Source organism: Rhodococcus sp. UFZ-B548, from assembly GCF_903819475.1.
GTDB lineage: Bacteria > Actinomycetota > Actinomycetes > Mycobacteriales > Mycobacteriaceae > Rhodococcus_F > Rhodococcus_F erythropolis.
Window position 1 is genome coordinate 81,471 of record NZ_CAIJDS010000011.1, and the last position, 17,970, is coordinate 99,440.

Sequence of the window (17,970 nt, forward strand, 5' to 3'; positions counted from 1 at the left end):
ATTGTGTTTCAACTGTGTGGTTTTCAAACTATGTGGCCGTGCGTTTCGACAAATGGCTGTCGAGCAGCGGGGCAATGGCCGCCCACCCGGCTGGGGTCACCAATCCGGCGTGGTCGTACGGCAGATGGTGTACTGCCATGTCCCGGTCCCCGCGGACTCTGCGCCAGCGATCGGCCAGCAGCTGTCCGGACGCCTCGGCGTCGGCGGTGATCAGAGTAACCGGTCCGTCGTAGGTTGTGTCCGTCGAGCGGGCCGCGAGCAAACGAGTGGCATCAAAACCCGCCCGAACAGCCTCGACCAGTCCCGGTGCCTGAGTGAGGATCTCGGGTGGCAGGGCGGCGGCCAGATCTCGGTCGTCGGCATCGTCGCGACCGCGATCGTCACGATCTCCCAGTGGATGAGTATCGATCAGACCGACGAACTCCACCGTCTCGCCGATATCGACCAGCTGAGCCGCCATCGCGGCAACGACGTTGCCACCGAACGAGTAGCCGAGCAGGTGGTACGGCCCGCTCGGCTGAACGCCCCGAATCGTGTCGACGTACATCGCTGCCAGTTGGTCCACGTTCGTCGGTTCGAGTGGCTCACCGGCAACTGTGGGCAGCTGCAGGCCGAACAGTGGACGGTCAGCCTCAAGAACACCGGTCAAAGGCGCAAAGGGCCAAGCGAATCCACCGGCCGGATGCACGCAGAACAGTGGTTCTCCGCTGCCTTCGGCTCGCAGTGTCAGGAGGCGATCGCGACTCAGATCGATGTCGGACGCCGACTCGCCAAGGTGTGCTGCAAGTTCTGCAACTGTCGGACGGGCCATCAGCGTTCCCACACCGACGCTCACCGACAGGTCGTGCTCCATCTCCCCCACCAGTCGCATGGCTCGAAGCGAGTCGCCGCCGAGATCGAAGAAGCTCTCTTCGGGATCGACTGCCTCGACGCCGAGTACCCGCGCAAAGACCTGGCACAGTTGCCTTTCCATCTCGGTTCGCGGTGCTCGGGCCGCTGCTCGGGCGGGGGGTGCCGGCAACGCACCGCGGTCCAGTTTTCCGTTGGGCGTCAGCGGAATCGAATCCACGACGACGATGTCCGACGGAACCAGGTGTGCCGGTACGCGTTCCCGCAACGCAGCTCGCAGATCGACTGCATCAGCGCCGGGTTCTTCGATGACGTACCCGACCAGTCGCGGCGGCCCACCGCCTTCGTTACGGACTGACGCTGCCGCTCTCAACACTCCCGGCAACGACGCCAGCGCGGATTCCACTTCACCCAATTCGATCCGAATGCCTCGGATCTTGACCTGATGGTCTGCGCGACCCAGATATTCGAGTTCGCCGTCGCGGCGACGCAGAACGACGTCACCGGTGCGGTACATGCGGTGACCGACCGAGTAGGGATCCGCGACGAATACGGAAGATGTCAGCGCGGTCCGGTGAAGGTAACCCATCGCCGTTCCGTCACCGGACATGTACAGCTCGCCCGCCGCTCCGATCGGAACCTCCCGCAGCCCCGAATCGAGTACCCGCGCGGACGCGTTCAGAATCGGACGACCCAAGCACGGTGTCTCGCTCCCCTGAACCGGGGATCCCATCGCGTTGATCGTGAACTCCGTCGGCCCGTAAAGGTCGTACCCGTCGACACCGTCCTGATCGCGCAATCGCGACCACAGTTCGGCAGGTACAGCTTCTCCTCCGAGCATCACCAACACAGGCGTCCGCTCCCCGTCGAGGAGACCGGCGGCCATCAGTTCCCGTGCATACGAGGGGGTTACATTCACGACGTCGATACCGACTTCGCGGTAATGCTTCACCAGAGACGCGGGGTCCAGTCGCGCCTGCTCGTCGATCACGTGAACTTCATGCCCCGCGAGCAACCAGAACAGTTCCTCCCACGACATGTCGAACGAGAACGAGACTGTGTGCGCGATGCGCAAACGTCGGCCACCCACACTGTTTTCGGTCGGAGTGAAGATCTCGGCCTTGTGATTGTGATACATCGTCGTCAACCCGCGGTGACCCACCACAACGCCCTTGGGTTTTCCGGTACTGCCCGAGGTGTAGATGACGTAGGCAGGCTGGTCCGGTGAGGTCGGCCCGCACACCGCGGCCTCGTCGACTACAGGTGCCGGAGACTGCCCGTCGAGTACCCCGGTTACGTCCGGGTCGTCGAGGACCAGACATACCTGTCCATCCGGAACAACGAGGTCACGCGTCTGAGTCGTGGTGATCACCAGCGCCGCATCGCTGTCGAGGATCAGTTCGCGCAGGCGTGCCGGCGGGTGAGCCAGATCCAAGGGAAGGTATGCCGCTCCAGTTCTCATGACGGCGAAGATCGCTACGACGTGATCGGCGGTACGCGGAAGTGCGAGCGCCACAACACGGGTCGATCCCGCGCCTGGCACCGACTGTCCCAGCGCCGACGCGAGTATCCGTGCCAGCCTGTCCACTCGAGTGTTCATCTCGGCTGCGCTCAGTGTGACGTCTCCGAAGACCAGCGCCGTCTCGTCCGGAGTTGCCGCTGCCCTTTCGCGGAGCAAGGCGTCCACGCTACCGCCGGGCTGGTCCGGCCGCGGCATCACAATGTGCTCCGAAGCGAATTCCGCGGGGGTGTGCGAAAGCGGAACCGCCGTGTCCGCCACCGTGGCGGTATCGGAATTCGCCATCACTTCGAGGATCGTGATGGTGCGTGAAAGAACGTCCCTTGCCACGTCGTGGGGAATCAGGTCGGGACGATTTTCGAGAGTGAGCGCCATCGGCGCATCCCCGGCACCCGGATCCACGTCGAGCGTGAGCGCATAGTGGGTGCCGTCCACTGCGTCGAACCCGACGATTCCACTGCGCCCGAACGTGTCTCGACGTGCCTGTTCGTCACGAGGCGTGTTGCGGAAGACGTAGAGCGTGTCGAACAGTGTTGCGAACCCAGCGCTTCGCTGCACGTCGCCGAGCCCGAGATGGTGATGCCCCAGCAGCGAACCCTGTTCACGGAACAGGCGTCCGAGCAACGCCGAGATCTCCTCGCCTGGCCGGACCCGGACACGCACGGGAATGGTGTTGAGCGCCAAGCCCACCATGCGGTCGGCGCCCTCGACCTCGGGTGAACGTCCCGAAACCGTCGATCCGAAGACCACGTCGTCACGCCCCGTCACGGCGCGCAATGCCAGGCCCCACGCCGCAGAAACCACGGTGGAGAGCGTCACTCCGCTACGTCTGGCCAGCTCGCGAACGTGCTCGGTGATGCTCTGTTCGAGCTGAACGCGGGTGAATACCGGCAACGGAGCACGTCCGCCTGATCCCGTACCACCCACGAGTGTGGGTTGCTCGAGATCCGCGAGGTAGTCCTTCCAGGACGAGAGGGCGTCCGTGCGATCCGCTTCGGCGATCCATCGCAGGTGATCACGGAAGTCCGCAGGCTTGTCGAGCGCGCCGTCGAGTCCAACCGGGTCCGTGCCGTGAGTGCGAGCAAACTCGTAGAGCGCAAACAACTCCGCGTACATCAAGGTCTGCGACCAACCGTCGGTCAGCAGGTGGTGCTGAGTGAAGACGAGATGCGCTCCCCCACCCGGTAACCAGACCAGCACCATTCGAATGAGTGGTGGTGCACTCAAGTCGAAGAGCGTGCCGAATTCGGCCTCGTCGACGGCGCGAACCTCGCGATCGATGTCCTCGGTCGCAACTGCGCTCAGATCGATCTCGCGGAAAGGCATTTCGGCTGCCCTGGGCACGAACTGCACCGGAGCGTCGAAACCGGCGTGTGTGAAGCCGGCCCGCAGGTTCGGATAGCGCCGCAAGAGCGCATCCCCCGCTGCTCGGAGTGAGCGAACGTCGACGGCAGCATCGGCGGAGAACTCGAATCGCGGCTGCATGTGATAGACATCCGTACCGCCGGCGCCGTCGAGAACCGACTGGAAGTACATGCCTTCCTGCAAGGGACCGAGTGGCAGCACGTCCTGCCAGCCCGGGCTCAGCGACTCGAGCCGTGCCCGACGATCCGCATCGACGGCTACGAGTGGGCTCGGCACACGATCCGGCGCGGTGTCGGGCAATGCCTTTCGGTCCACCTTGCCGTTGAGGGTGAGCGGGAGTGCTTCGAGCACCGTGATGCTCTGCGGCACCATGTGCTCGGGGAGCAGCCGCGCAATCTCCTTGCGCACCAATACCGAATCGAGCGTGGTTCCACCTTCGGGAACCACATATCCGTGCAGACTTCCGGTGCCCGCCGCATCGACACGGACGGTGGCTGCCGCGCGGAACACACCGGCCACCGATCCGAGCGCGCCTTCGACCTCGCCGAGCTCGATGCGGAAACCGCGAACCTTCACCTGATCGTCCGCACGACGAAGGAAGTGCAAAACCCCTCGCCTGCGTCGGACCAGATCGCCGGTGCGGTAGAGGCGTGCCCCCGGTAGAGAAGGATCGGCAACGAACCGAGCTACGGTCAGATCGGTGCGATTCAGGTATCCGCGGACCACCTGCGCACCGCCCAGATACAGCTCGCCCGCAACGCCTTCCGGAACCTCACGCAGGTCGTCGTCGAGGATTCGCACGTGCACGTCGGTCCAGGGCTGACCGATCGTGACTCGGTCACCGGTTGTGATGACCGAAGATGTCGCCCACACCGTGGCCTCGGTGGGTCCGTAGACATTCCGGACCGAAGCAGCGTTGGCCACCAGATCGTCAGCCAGATCCTGCGGGAGGGCTTCCCCTCCCACCAGGGCTCGCACCTTGGCGAGTCCGGATGCGTTCTCGTGTTCGGTGACCACTCGCCACAGCGCCGGCGTTGCCTGCATCACTGTCGCATCGCTTGCGATGATCAACGCCGACAACGCATCCGGATCGCGAACCGTCCTGCGGTCTGCGATCACGACAGTCGCGCCCGCTGCGAGCGGGCACAGCAACTCGAGTGCGGCGATGTCGAACGACACCGTTGTCACCGCTACGATGCGATCGCCCGGCCTGATCCAGCAATCCTCGAGTACGGTGTCCGCGAAGGCCGCGAGGTTGCCCGTCGAGACCATCACGCCCTTGGGGCGACCCGTCGAACCGGAGGTGTGGATCATGTAGGCGAGGTGATCACCCGCCGCGGGCGGTGAAGGAAGCACAACGCCCGAGTTGGTGAACTCACCGTCCACGAAGACACTCGTGGCGACCGTCGACGGAAGTTGCCCTGCGCTGTCGATACTGGTCAGGACACACACCGGGGTCGCGTCCTCGATCATGAACTCGAGCCGCTCACTCGGGTAGTCGACGTCGAGTGGCAGGTACGCCGCACCAATACGCAGTACCGCGAGCAGTCCGGCCACCAGATCCGCATCTCGATCGAGCGCGACGGCGACTACCTTCTCGGGTCCGGCGCCGGCCGCGAGAAGTTCGCGGGCCAGCTCGTCGACGCGCGCCGACAGTTCCCCATAGGTAATTCCGACCTCGCCGGAGATCACCGCGACGTCGTCGGGGTGACGGCTGACGTGTCGAGCGAACAACTGCGAGATCCCCGACGGCGGCGTCGCGCGTCGGCCCGGGTCGCGATCCGACTTGTTTTCCGCCAGTCGCAGATCCGCGACGACAGTGCTGTTTTCGTGACCGAGGACCGCGATCACACCGTCGAGCAATGCGTCCGCAGTCTCGGCGTCGAACAGCCCGGCATCAACCGTCAATCGAAGTTCTGTTGCGGTTCGGACGAATTCGAGGTCGACGCTCGCTCGGGGCGAGTGACCGACACGGGCAGCGAACAGACTGCTGGCGGGACGCCCGAGTAGATCGGCGATTCGGTCCAGGCTGACTTCGGAATGCGCAAGTGCCTCAGAGAAAGCGTTTTCGACTCGTCGAACGACATCGGCAATTCTCGGCCGACCGGACAGATCGACCCGAATCAGGCTGTCAGTCCCTTCCGAGAAGAGTCCGACCGCAAGGTCCCGACCACCACCGAAGCCGTTCAGCGTCGCCGCCACTGCGGCCAACAGCACCGCGTCGAATCCTGATCCGTCACCGAACCGCGCATCGCGTAGCTGACGAACGTAGGTGTGCGGGCGGTACTCTTCGCCGCGCGGGCGATCGTAGGGAAGGTCCGTTTCGAGGGGCAAGCCCGCGAGCGTGCGAACCCAATACCGCTCGTGATCAGGATTTCCCGACACTGCCGGGGCGCGGAACGTCGCCACGGTCACGGCGGGTCGATCGACGACAGCAACCGAATCCGGCGAGAACTTCTTCTGATCGACGCGTGCGGCCACGGCAAGACCGAGGGGGGTCGGGGTGTCGAAGACATCGGAGACGACGACGCGAATTCCCAGCTTCCGCAGACTTCCCACCAACCGCATCGCAGTGAGCGAGTGACCGCCGAGAGTGAAGAAATTGTCACCCGGATCGACGTCGGGAATCTCCAACACCGTTGCGACACAGGCGCACACTGCATCGACGACCGCGGGATCGACATCGATCGCAGGATCGGACGCGGCCACCTTTTTCGTGACAGCCACATTTTTCGTGACAGACACCGCATCGGCAACGGACGCTGCCTGTCGGACAACCGTGAGCACCGCGGATGCGGGAGCTGTCGGCTCGGTCAGCAACCCACGCAGGATCTCCGCGAGCCGTGTGACCATTCGCTGCGCCGTGGCTTCGGAGACAACTGCCGGATCGTGGTACAGGACCAGATCCAGACCGGTGCTCGGCGGCGCCATCAACGTCATCGGATAGTGCGTGACTCCGCGGTTGGTGAATCCCTCGACTCGAAGTGTGTGCGATGCAGGCTGTCCCGCACCGGAGTTCGGGAAGTTCTCGAACACCAGGAGCGTGTCGAACAGTTGCCCGATCCCGGCGATGCGTTCGATCTCGGCCAAACTGGTGTGCTCGACGTCCACGATGTCGAACTGCGCGTTCTGCAGACCGACGAACTGATCCAGCAAGGGCTGATCCGCGACGATGTCGAGGCGGGCCGGAATCGTGTTGCTGAACAACCCGACCATTCCCTCCACCCCGGAGAGTTCGGCAGGTCGGCCGGACACCGTGGCCCCGAACACGACGTCCCACTGTCCCGTCGCTTCGGCGAGCGCCGCTGCCCACGCACCCTGAACCAGGGTGTTGACCGTCAGCGCTCGCGCACGACCGAGTTCGATCAGCGCGTCGGCGTCCGATGTCGCGAGAGGAACCTCGATCGCGACGGGCACACTTCGCGGCGCCCCTGCGTCGGCAACGAGAGTCGGCGCGGTGAGCCCACGCAGACGCTCACTCCACACTGCGCGGGCAGAGTCCTGATCACGGCCGGCGATCCATGCCAGGTAGTCGCGATACGGCGTCGGCGCAGGAAGGTGCGCATCGCCGTCGTGGTAGACGTTCATCAGCTCGCGCAGGACGATCGGAGTCGACCACCCGTCGGTGAGCAGGTGATGCGCATTGAGGACCAAACGGTGCACCCCGCCGGGCAGCCGAATCAGCAGCGCACGCAGCAGAGGCGGTGTACTGACATCGAAGACGTAATCGGCGGCCTCGTCCTCGAGCTGATCTGCAGAGCGGAATGCAGTGTCAGCTGGAACGGAGGTCAGGTCGACCGAACGCCACTCGACTTTTGCACCGCGCGGAATGATCTGAACGGGCCGTTCGAACTGCTCGTAGTGGAAAGCTGCGCGTAGATTCGGGTGTCTGTCGATCACGGTCTCGAACGCGTCGGCCAACTTCACCTCGTCCAACGGGCCGGAGAGGTCGAAGCGTGCGGTAAGGGTATAGACGTCTGCTTCGCCGTCACGGACCGCGTGGAACAGGAGGCCTTCTTGTAGCGGCGACAGCGGAAGTACATCGGCAAGCGGTCCGTGGACGGCTTCGAGTTCGTTGATCCCGGCTTGATCGACCACCGCGCCCTGGCCGAAGATCGTCGCCGAGCAATCGGAAGGCGTCAAACCACCCTCGAAGAGCGCGGCATGCGCGGTCAGGGCAGCGAGCGCACGTTCCCAATGCTCTTGCAGCGCGACGATCGTTTCGCCGTCGAGCACTGAACCCGCCGCAGTCCATTCGACTGCCAGCGTCGGTGCTCCGTCCTCACGGACAAATGCGTTGAGCGCCAGCACTTCCGACATTGCCTTGCTCGCCGGTTCGATGACCGCGAATGGATCCTGCTCCGGCAATCGCCATCCGGTTCCGGGTAGGGACGGGAAGCGGCCGAGATAGTTGAGCAGCAGTTCGGGTGTAGCGCACGCGGAAAGGTCAGGTGCGGTGTCGCGATCCAGATGCCGCAGAACTCCGTAGCCGACTCCACCTCCGGGTACGGCGCGTTTTGCTTCCTTCACCGCACGAAGCAGATGCCCGGCAGCTGCTCCGCCGCTCAGTGCGTCGGCAAGATCGTCTGCGGTGAGCAGTGCATCGGTAGGAACCCGGACGGGGAACTCACTGGTGAACCACCCGATGGTTCCGGCGAAGTCGGTGTCGCTGGTGAGCGCGTCGCGGCCATGGCCTTCGACGGTGACTGTCTGCGCGGGCAGGCCGATGAGGCCGCGGCCGTGCTGCCATGAGCGCAAGGCAAGCATCAAACCCGCGAGAAGCACTTCGTCGGCCTTGGCTCGATACGCCGCCGGAAGCGTGGTCAACAGCGCGTCGGTGACAGCCGGGGGTGCAACAGTTGTCGTGCGAGAGGCGGTTGCGGTGAGGTCGACTTTCGGGTCGAGACGACGACTGCCGATCGGCTCGTCGTCCGCCTGTACCGACGCGGACTTCCAGTACTCGAGCTCCGATGCCATGCTGCCCGAGGTCCCGAATTCTGCGAGCAACCCCGCGTATCGGCGCCACGAACTTCCGCTAGCACCCAGCCGGGCCGACCTACGCTCGCGCGCTGCATCGGTAGCTTCGTGGAGGTCTGGAAGCAGAATTCGCCAGGACACACCGTCGACGATCAAATGGTGAGCCATGACGATCAAGTGGTCGGGTCGACCGGCCTCGGTATTGACCAGTACGACTCGCAGGAGTTCACCGGTGCGTGGGTCGAGACTCGCCGCCGACGCCTCCGCGAGCTCTCTGATCCGGGACGGGTCGGAGGTGTCGGACACCTCGTGAACGAGCCCCTCGCTGCGCACCGCGCCGACGTCTCGGACGATCAATTCGGTAGTGCCGCTGTCGTTGTCACGGCGCAGGAGCAGACGTAGAGCGTCATGGTGATCGAGGATCGTCTGCACGCCGGACTGCAGGTCGCTCAGCGAGAGGCCGTCGTCGATGCGCACTGCGGTCCACTGCGCGTAGCCCGCGATTGCCTCGTCTGTCGGATTCTTGTCGATCAGTGCCCGAACGATCGGCGGAGCGATCACGGTGCCGGTCGCCACGTCCGCAACCGAGGCTACGGCGTCGGCGTCATCGGCAATCTCACGCGCCGCAGCGGCGATGGTTCCCAGATCTCGCTGTGCCAGTAGCTCTTTCGGAGCGACGACCAGTCCGCGCACCCGCAGGCGACTGCTGACACTGATTGCCGTGATGCTGTCACCACCGAGACCGAAGAAATCCTCGTCCACGCCGACGCGCTCGCGGCCGAGCACCTCGGCCACCACGTCACAGAGGATTTCCTCGTGCGGTGTCGATGCAGCGCGACCTTCCGATTCGGTAGCCGGCGCAGGTAGTGCCGCACGATCGAGCTTTCCGTTCACCGTGACGGGCAGTTCGTCCAGAACGACGATTGCGGCCGGAACCAAATGATCCGGTACGCGAGCGGCGAGGTCTCGGCGCAATTCTTCCTGCGGCGGAAGCGTCGTACCGGCGGCGGCTACAACGTAGCCGACCAGGCTGGGCCGTCCACCATCCGTACGGATCAGCGCGGCGGCCGCGCCGATTCCGGGCACCGATCCGAGAACAGCCTCGACCTCGCTCAACTCGACGCGATGTCCGCGGATCTTCACCTGCTTGTCGCTACGACCGATGAAGTCGTATCCCCGCCCAGGTACCCAGCGCGCGACGTCCCCGGCGCGGTACATCAGATCCCCCGGAGCCCCGAAAGGATCTGCGACAAAACGCTCGGAGGTCGCGCCGGCGCGACCGAGGTATCCCCTGGCCAATTGCGGTCCGGCCAGATAGAGCTCACCTCGTTCGCCGTCGGCGACCGGTTCGAGCGCGCTGTCGAGCAGGTACGCGCGGGTTCCCGCGAGCGGGTACCCGATACGCGGTCCGGCACCTTCGACCGTGGTCGCGATCGCGTCGACCGTCGTTTCGGTGGGGCCGTACAGGTTTCGAGCGGGAACACCGGATTCGATGATCGCGTCCCACAGTGCGGGCGGTGCCGCCTCGCCGCCCACGACAAGCAGGTGCAGCCGCTGCGTGCGCAGCAATCCGTTGTCCACCATCGCTGCCGCCATCGACGGCGTCGTGTCGACCACGTCGACGCAATCTCGCTCGAACGCCGCGACCAGGGCAACGGCGTCCTTCTGCAGTTCTTCGTCGTATACGTGCACCCGATGACCACACAGCAGCCACAACAGCTGATCGAGAGACGCGTCGAAGGCGAACGACGCCGTATGCGCGGTGTGCAGTTGCCGGTTTCCGACGCGCGCGGCCGTGTCCCGGTAGATGGTGGCGCGGTGATGGTGAAGCAGGTGCGCCAATCCACCGCTTCTGACCAACACGCCCTTCGGCTTGCCTGTCGATCCCGAGGTGTAGATGACGTACGCCAGGTGATCGCCATGCCGCGCCGTCGCCAGTTCACCGAGTTCGAGTGGAAACTCGGAATGGGCACGGAGTTCTTCGCGCACTTCGTCGGAATCGAGTACGAGCGGGTCGGGTCGAGAATCTCCGACGAGTTGCTCGGCCAGCGCGGAAGTGGTGAGCACCACCTTCGGTTGCGCGTCGTCGATCAGATCCCGCAACCGCTCGGCCGGGTGCTGCGGATCCAGGGCCACGTACGCTGCGCCCGCGTTCAGTGTCGCGAGCAGAGCCACCACCATCTCGGAGGTACGCGGAAGCGCAAGTCCGACAATGTCGTCCGGGCCGACATCGCGAGCCCGAAGCAACCGGGCGAGTTTGTGGACGCGGCCACCGAGTTCTGCGCCTGTCAGACGTTCCTCGCCGCACACCAGGACCGTGTCATCCGCATGATCGGCGACGATGCGGTCGAAGACGTCCGGGACGAGGGCGACGGAGCCGGGCAGCGGTGCAGTTTCGCGGCCGGCGAGAATCCGCGCAGCTTCGGGTGCCGGCATCATCTGCACCTGTCCGACGGCAGGGTCTCCCTCCCCCACCATCGCGTTGACGATGCTCACGAAACCGGCGAGGCGACGCTGAACCGAATCCCGAGTGTTGGTACGCGCGTCCACTTCGAACCCGAGGAGAACTTCGCCGTCCGCGATGGGAGTGACCGTCAAACCCAGGTCCTCCGGCGGCCCCCCGGCGACGTTACGCAGTACACCCACAGCACCGGCGAAATCGAGGGCGAAGTCGAAAGCCTTGAGATTGATTCCGATCCCGTGAAGCAGTGCGCCGGTGCCGGCGACGCCCAGGTCCCGAGCAAGATTCTCACCGCGGTAGCGCTGGTGTGCGCGCAGGCTTTTCATCGTGGCGGCCACCTGCTTGCTCAGGTCACCGAGTCGATCGTGGCTGCGAATCGTCAACCGGAGAGGCAGAACGTTGACTGCCATGGCCGGGGTCTTGAGTGCCGTGCGCCCCACGCGCGCCATGAGTGGCATCGCGATGACAACATCCGTCTCACCGAGCAACCGGTGGAGAAACGCGCCGTAGCAGGCGATCAGTGCCTCGGCCCACGTTGTTCCCGTCGCGTCTGCCACCTCTTTGAGGCGGCCGAGGGCGTCGGCACTGATGACCTCGCGAACCTGGATCGTTCGTTCCGCTGGACCGGTGACCTGCTGGCCCCGTCCGTCCAACGCGGGCAACGGCGTCAGGACATCACGCCAGTAGTCACGATCTTCGACGAACTGGTTGCCCGCCCGGTACGCCTCGTCCTCGGCGACCAACGCACTCATCGAACCGAATCGCGTTGGCGCGACCTCGGTTCCCTTCTTCGCGGCCGTGTAGTGCGCGGCGACTCGGCGCGAAATCATTGCTGCGCTGTATCCGTCGACGATCAGGTGGTGATAGAGCTGAATGCACCAGATCTCGCGATCGGAGAGCCTGATCAGCGAGTACGTGTAAAGCGGGCGCTCCACCATCAGGCGGCAGTACTCGGACGCCCGGCTGCGCTCGGCGTCGACCAGTGCGTGCGCCACGGCTACGGGATCGCGCTCGTCACGGACGTCGGTGATCGGGATGATGCCAACCGGCTCGTCGGAGATGTACTGACGCGGGCCGTCCGCCGTCTCGATCATCCGCAGCCGCATGGTTTCGGCTTCGCCGATCGTCGCCCTGATGGCGGTCGTCAGACGTTCGGTGTCGATCGGTTCGTCGCCCGAGATTTCGAGCACCTCACCGACGAGATAGCTCCGAGATTCGGGATCAAGCCTCTGTGCGTTCCAAATCCCGAGTTGAGCTCCTGTGAGAGCAAACGTAGCTTCGTTTGCCGCTCCGGAGTTCGAACCTGGAAGAACGCTCACACTGATCCCCTCGTCTGTGGACACACGTCACCCAAGGGTGACCTAACGTCGTTTTGGGTAGCCTAAACTAAATGTCGATGAATCGGGGAATCCGCCTCGCCGGTGACCCGAGAGCCGACGGCTCCCGACGCGTTCACCAGAGGACACGCGCTTCTACAACCGCTTGCGGGACAGTCTCTTTCGTGAACCGAAACGAGAAAGTGGAAGGCTAGTCCATCAGCGTTGCTGCGACGGTTCCGCCCAGTTCATAACAACCATCGCGGACAGATTTGTCCACGCTCACAGTCACTTCGAGTGGATCCGCCACCGCGACCAACCCGAGCCCTGTCGCGAGTTTGCGCACCGACGACACGGCACCAGCAGTGTCGTTGTTGCCGTGAACCCACAGGCCGTACGGCCGATCCGACACCGCACCGAGACATTGGTAGTACGTGGTGTCGAAGAAGTACTTGAGCGCGCCCGACATGTAACCGAAATTGGCGGTGGTACCGAAAAGATAGCCGTCAGCAGCGAGTACGTCGGGCACCGTCGCCGCCAACGCCGGCACCACCTTCACCTCGACGCCCTCGATCTCCGGATCGCGAGCACCGGCAAGGACTGCATCCAACAATTCGTGGGTTGTCGGCGAGGGCGAGTGGTGAACCACCAACAAAGTCTTCACACACCTGACAATACGGCGACGGGTGGCGCACCCGTCGCCGTTCACGCCTACGCCGAAACCGTTTCCGCGCTCATCGCCTTGACCAGGTCATCGGTTCGGGTGACCGAGGCGCAGCGCCCGGCCGCGTACTCGAGGGCGCCGACATGCTCGCCCAGGGAGAAGTCGGCCACCGCGTCGCCCACGAAGAAGATCTGCACGTCTTGCATGAACCCGTCCAAAGCGGTAGTCAGGCAACCGATGTGGGCATAGATTCCGGTGATGATCAGCTGGTCACGCCCGCTCTCGCGCAGCCGCTCACGCAGATCCGTTTTGATGAAGGCGCTGTAGCGCCATTTTGTGAGCATCACGTCGTCCGGATGCGGAGCCAACTCGGCGATCACGTCGGTGTGAGCGGGATCTGCCTTCAGACCCGGTCCCCAGAAATCCGACAGCAACGCACGCTCCTCGGGATCCTGATCTCCGGGTTGCGCGGTGTAGACGATCGGGATTCCGGCAGCTCGCGCCGACGAACGAAGCCGGTCGATGTTCGGAACCACGGTTTGGAGCGGGTCGACGCTTCGGTCGTACGCGTTCACGAAATATTCCTGCATGTCGTGCAGAAGCAGCACCGCTCGGGAAGGATCGAGAGTCCAGTCGACCCGATTCTGCGGAAACTCGGTGGGCATCTCGTATCGCACTGCTGTGGGTAGCGCCATGATGAATCTCCTCGAAAATGTGGGGGGGTGGGAACCGATCAACTCGACAGAGTCTGTGCGGCAATCGATTCGCTGAGAACACGGCGCAAGGCCGCCTTGCTGGTCTTTCCGACGCCGGTGACGGGGAACTCGGTCACGAACTCCACTCGATCCGGAACCTTGTACGCCGCAACGCCTCGGCCTCGTATGTATCGCTTGATCTCGCCGACGGTCGGTGCATCTCCGGAAATCACCAGAACAGCGCAGGTTCGCTCGCCCAGGTACTCGTCGGGAACAGCGACGACGGCCGCATCGTGGACAGCAGGATGCGAGAGCAGGTGGTTCTCGATCTCCTCGGCGGCCACCTTCTCGCCGCCGCGGTTGATCTGGTCCTTTGCGCGGCCCTCGACAATCAGGTGTCCCGAATCGGTGACGCTGACCAGATCGCCGGTGCGATAGAAACCTTCGGCGTCGAAGACCTCGACGTTGTGCGCATCCGCCCGGTAATAGCCACGGATCGTGTACGGCCCCCGAGTCAGTAAGTGCCCCGTGGTTCCGGGCTCGACGAGCGCGCCATCGTCATCGACTACACGAACCTCGTCGTCCGGTGAAATGGGCCGGCCCTGCGTGCTGACTATCAAATCTTCCGTATCGTCGAGGCGGGTGTAGTTGACCAGACCCTCAGCCATGCCGAACACCTGCTGAAGGGTGCAGCCCAGCTCCTTGGGTACGCGTGCGGCAGCTTCGGCGCTGAACTTCGCTCCGCCGACGCCGAGAACCCGCAAGCTCGACAGGTCGTGATCTGCCTTGCTGGGGGCGGCCATCCAAGCCAATGCGATCGGTGGAACCAACGACGCGTGCGTGACTCGCTCTGATTCGATCAGACCGAAAGCTGTGGACGGCATGGTGTCCGGCGCCAGAACCACGGTGCCGCCCGCGTGGAAGACACCGAGAATGCCCGGCGAACTCATCGGAAAATTGTGCGCAGCAGGGAGAACCACCAACATGCGCGTCGAATCGTCGACGCCGCAGATCGGGTTGGATGCCCGCACCGAGTAGAGATAGTCGGCGTGCGTTCGCGGAATCAGCTTCGGAACACCGGTCGTGCCACCGGAAAGCTGAAGAAAGGCGACCGACAACGGATCGACGTCGGCAAGAACGGGAATCTCGTATCCGCGTAGCGAATCGAAACCGACAAACTCTTCGGGCTCGCCGGCCACGATCACAACAGGCGGAGTCTCGAGGCCTTCGTTCACCTCACGCGCCAGTGCGCGGTAGTCGAACCCGCCATGACGGTCGGCGACGATATAGGCAGCGACATCAGCGAACTGGCAGAAGTATCCGATTTCGGTTCGGCGATGCGCTGGCAACCCGAATACCGGCAGGGCGCCGAGCTTCAACACACCGAACAATGCTTCGACGTATTCCACGATGTTCGGTAGCTGCAGAAGCACACGGTCACCGGCGCGAACACCCAACCCGGACAGGCCTCCGGCCACTGCCGAGCTGCGACGATCGAGGTCGAAATACGTCAGCCGTGTTTGTGCCCCGGTGGCATCGCTGCCTACCACCGCTTCGTTGTCGGGATGTCGTGCGGCCGCGGCCGTGATGAATCCGGCCAGCGTCTCGTCAGTCCAATAGCCTCGTTCCCGATAAAGCGTCACCAATTCGGGTGGATACTGTGCGACGGGCGCCAACGGCTCGCGAGCGATCCTCGATGTCATGCAAGTGACTCCTCTTCGAAAGTACTGTCAGCAAATACATCTCACGCTTTGAGCGTCGCTCCGCCGTCGACGTACAGCGCCTGCATGGTGATGTGGGCCGCCCGGTCGGACAGCAGGAAGTGCACCGAGTCCGCGATATCGTCTGCGGTGGCAAGTTTTCCGAGCGGAATGCCCAGGCGATAGCCCGCCAGATTGCCTTCGATGACCGCGTCGGCACCCGAATCGTCGGAAGGGTCCGACCACAATGACCGCTGCATCGCTGTGTCTGTGGAACCCGGAGCGACAACGTTGACACGAATCCCGTCGACAGCCAACTCCAGGCCCGCGGTTCGAACCAACATGGTGGCAGCAGCTTTGGACGAACCGTAAGCACCCATCCCGATACGTGGGACACCGGCCGCGTTGGACGAGACCACCACGATCGACCCGGCCCGACGGCGACGCATTTCCAGTCCCACACTTTGCAGAACGTTGAGCAATCCGAATACGTTGACGCCGAATATCTTCCGCCACTGGTCTGGATCGGAGTCCAGCACCGATCCGGTGTCGAGAATTCCGGCGACGTGCGCGAGCGCGTCGATCCGGCCGAACGTGTCCATCGTGGAGGCCACTGCAGCGTCGACTGCCTGCCGATCGGTCACGTCCACGACGTGACTCTCGATATCGGCGCCTTCGACGATTGTTTCTGCCAATTCCGCAGTTGCCCGCTTCAATTCGACGTCGTCGCGATCGAGAAGTGCCAGCGAATACCCGTCGCGCGCAAGAGTCCGGGCCACTGCGGCGCCGATCCCCGCCGCCGCACCGGTGACTACGGCAATTCGGCGATCGCTCACTGCGGGCACAGCACCTGAACCCAGGCATTGATCGTCGGTTCTTCTGCCAACTCCGCGAAGTCGGCGTCCGCGCCCGCTCCTCGCCAACGTTCGACGAGCGTCATCAAGCGAACCGAGTCAAGGCCTTCGTCACCCAGGTCCGCGTCGTCGCCGAGTTGTTCTGCCCTCATCGACAGAACCTCGGCGACGTCGCGCACGATCTGGTCACGGTCCACGGTGTTGCTCATCGGTCTCCTCGAGTAGTGGTCGACGCGCTCAGATCGAGCCAACCCAACCCTCGTGTCGACCCCGTCCGCACGCCTTGACTTTAGGCCAGCCTAACCATAACGGTACGGAAGTACACAACCCGGGCGCTCGCAACACAAATTCACCCAAACTAAGGCTAGCCTCAACATAACAAGCAATCTGTCGAACTGGAAGGGTGTCCATGTCAGCACTCGCCGAAGTCTCCGAATTCCCGTTGCGCAACAACCGGACTGACGATGAAACGGACTCCGTTTTCCTGCTCTCACGTAGGCAAACGTCGATCCGCACTTCGGGAGTAGTCGAAGAATTCGACTCGGCCTTCGACGCTGCCGAAGCCCTCAAGACCGGGCGCATCGACTCGGTCGTCGGCGCCCTGCCGTTCTCGCCGGAGACGCCGTCCGCCCTCACCGCGCCACTGAGTTTCACACGAGTCCGCGGTGATCTATATCACTCGAACATCCCGTCATTACCCACTTCGCGGGTAGCCGGATTCGAACCGAGCCCGCAGATCCACACCGACAGGGTCCGCGGAGCCATCGAACGACTTCGAGCAGGCGAACTCGACAAAGTTGTCCTCGCACGCTCCCTGACCATCGAGGCCGAGTCCACGATCTTGCCCGCCGCTCTGGCCGAGAAACTGATTGCACTCGATCACGCGCACAACGGTTTCTGCGTCGACCTGTCCCCCGCCGGAGGAAAGTACCGCGGGCGTTCGCTGGTCGGCTCGACGCCCGAGGTTCTGATCGAACGGCGAGGCGACGTCGTCACCTGCCACCCGTTGGCGGGCTCGATTGCACGGCACACGAATTCGGATCAGGACGAGGCGAATGCCGAGCAACTCCGCGCGTCGACCAAAGATCTCGCCGAACACGCGTTTGTCGTCGACTCCATCAGCGCGATACTCGGACCACTGTGCACATCATTCAATGCACCCAGGGCACCGGAACTCCTTCGGACACCGCAACTGTGGCACCTCGGGACCAAGATCGAAGGTGTCCTGACCGATCCGAACCTGACCTCGCTCGAGCTGGCAATGGCGCTGCACCCGACCCCCGCCATCTGCGGAACACCGACGGGCGCCGCACGCGAGCACATCACCGCGACCGAAGGGGACCGCGGGTTCTACGCCGGTGCCGTGGGCTGGTGCGACCGAACCGGAGACGGCGAGTGGATGGTGGCTATTCGTTGCGCCGAGATTGCAGCAGACGGCCTCTCGGCGCGGGCGTACGCAGGCGGCGGAATCGTCGCTTCCTCCGATCCGGAAATCGAGCTGATAGAGACCAGTACAAAATTTCGCACGTTACTCAGTGCGTTCGACCTCGCTGAACATCAGCTCTGACCA

The 17,970-nt window shown here is 63.8% G+C and carries 7 protein-coding genes; 1 reads left to right on the top strand and 6 read right to left on the bottom strand.

Translation table 11 applies throughout. The features are described 5' to 3' along the window. Window positions 1-28: 28 nt before the first annotated feature. From H7C86_RS12545 to H7C86_RS12570, 6 genes are all read right to left on the bottom strand, one after another. A complete protein-coding gene (locus tag H7C86_RS12545) occupies window positions 29-12,490 on the bottom strand; it encodes a non-ribosomal peptide synthetase (RefSeq protein ID WP_259349096.1) in 12,462 nt (4,153 codons plus the stop codon). Between the two features lie 208 nt (window positions 12,491-12,698). Then, complete coding sequence (locus H7C86_RS12550; protein WP_019748153.1) at window positions 12,699-13,151, bottom strand: flavodoxin family protein; 453 nt, start codon at window positions 13,149-13,151, stop codon at window positions 12,699-12,701. A gap of 47 nt (window positions 13,152-13,198) precedes the next feature. Further along, window positions 13,199-13,846 (bottom strand): isochorismatase family protein, encoded by a 648-nt coding sequence (locus tag H7C86_RS12555; protein WP_019748152.1) that lies wholly within the window; start codon window positions 13,844-13,846, stop codon window positions 13,199-13,201. Between the two features lie 38 nt (window positions 13,847-13,884). After that, window positions 13,885-15,549, bottom strand: coding sequence for a (2,3-dihydroxybenzoyl)adenylate synthase (locus H7C86_RS12560; protein WP_182261622.1), 1,665 nt, complete (start codon window positions 15,547-15,549; stop codon window positions 13,885-13,887). Between the two features lie 41 nt (window positions 15,550-15,590). Next, window positions 15,591-16,391 (bottom strand): 2,3-dihydro-2,3-dihydroxybenzoate dehydrogenase, encoded by an 801-nt coding sequence (locus tag H7C86_RS12565; RefSeq protein ID WP_019748150.1) that lies wholly within the window; start codon window positions 16,389-16,391, stop codon window positions 15,591-15,593. After that, complete coding sequence (locus tag H7C86_RS12570) at window positions 16,379-16,609, bottom strand: phosphopantetheine-binding protein (RefSeq protein WP_003942230.1); 231 nt, start codon at window positions 16,607-16,609, stop codon at window positions 16,379-16,381. Before H7C86_RS12570 ends, H7C86_RS12565 begins: the two co-directional genes overlap by 13 nt. 200 nt (window positions 16,610-16,809) lie before the next feature. Here H7C86_RS12570 and H7C86_RS12575 point away from each other — a divergent pair, with 200 nt between their 5' ends. Continuing rightward, window positions 16,810-17,967, top strand: a complete 1,158-nt coding sequence (locus H7C86_RS12575) for an isochorismate synthase MenF (RefSeq protein WP_182261623.1) — start codon at window positions 16,810-16,812, stop codon at window positions 17,965-17,967. Window positions 17,968-17,970: the final 3 nt, after the last annotated feature.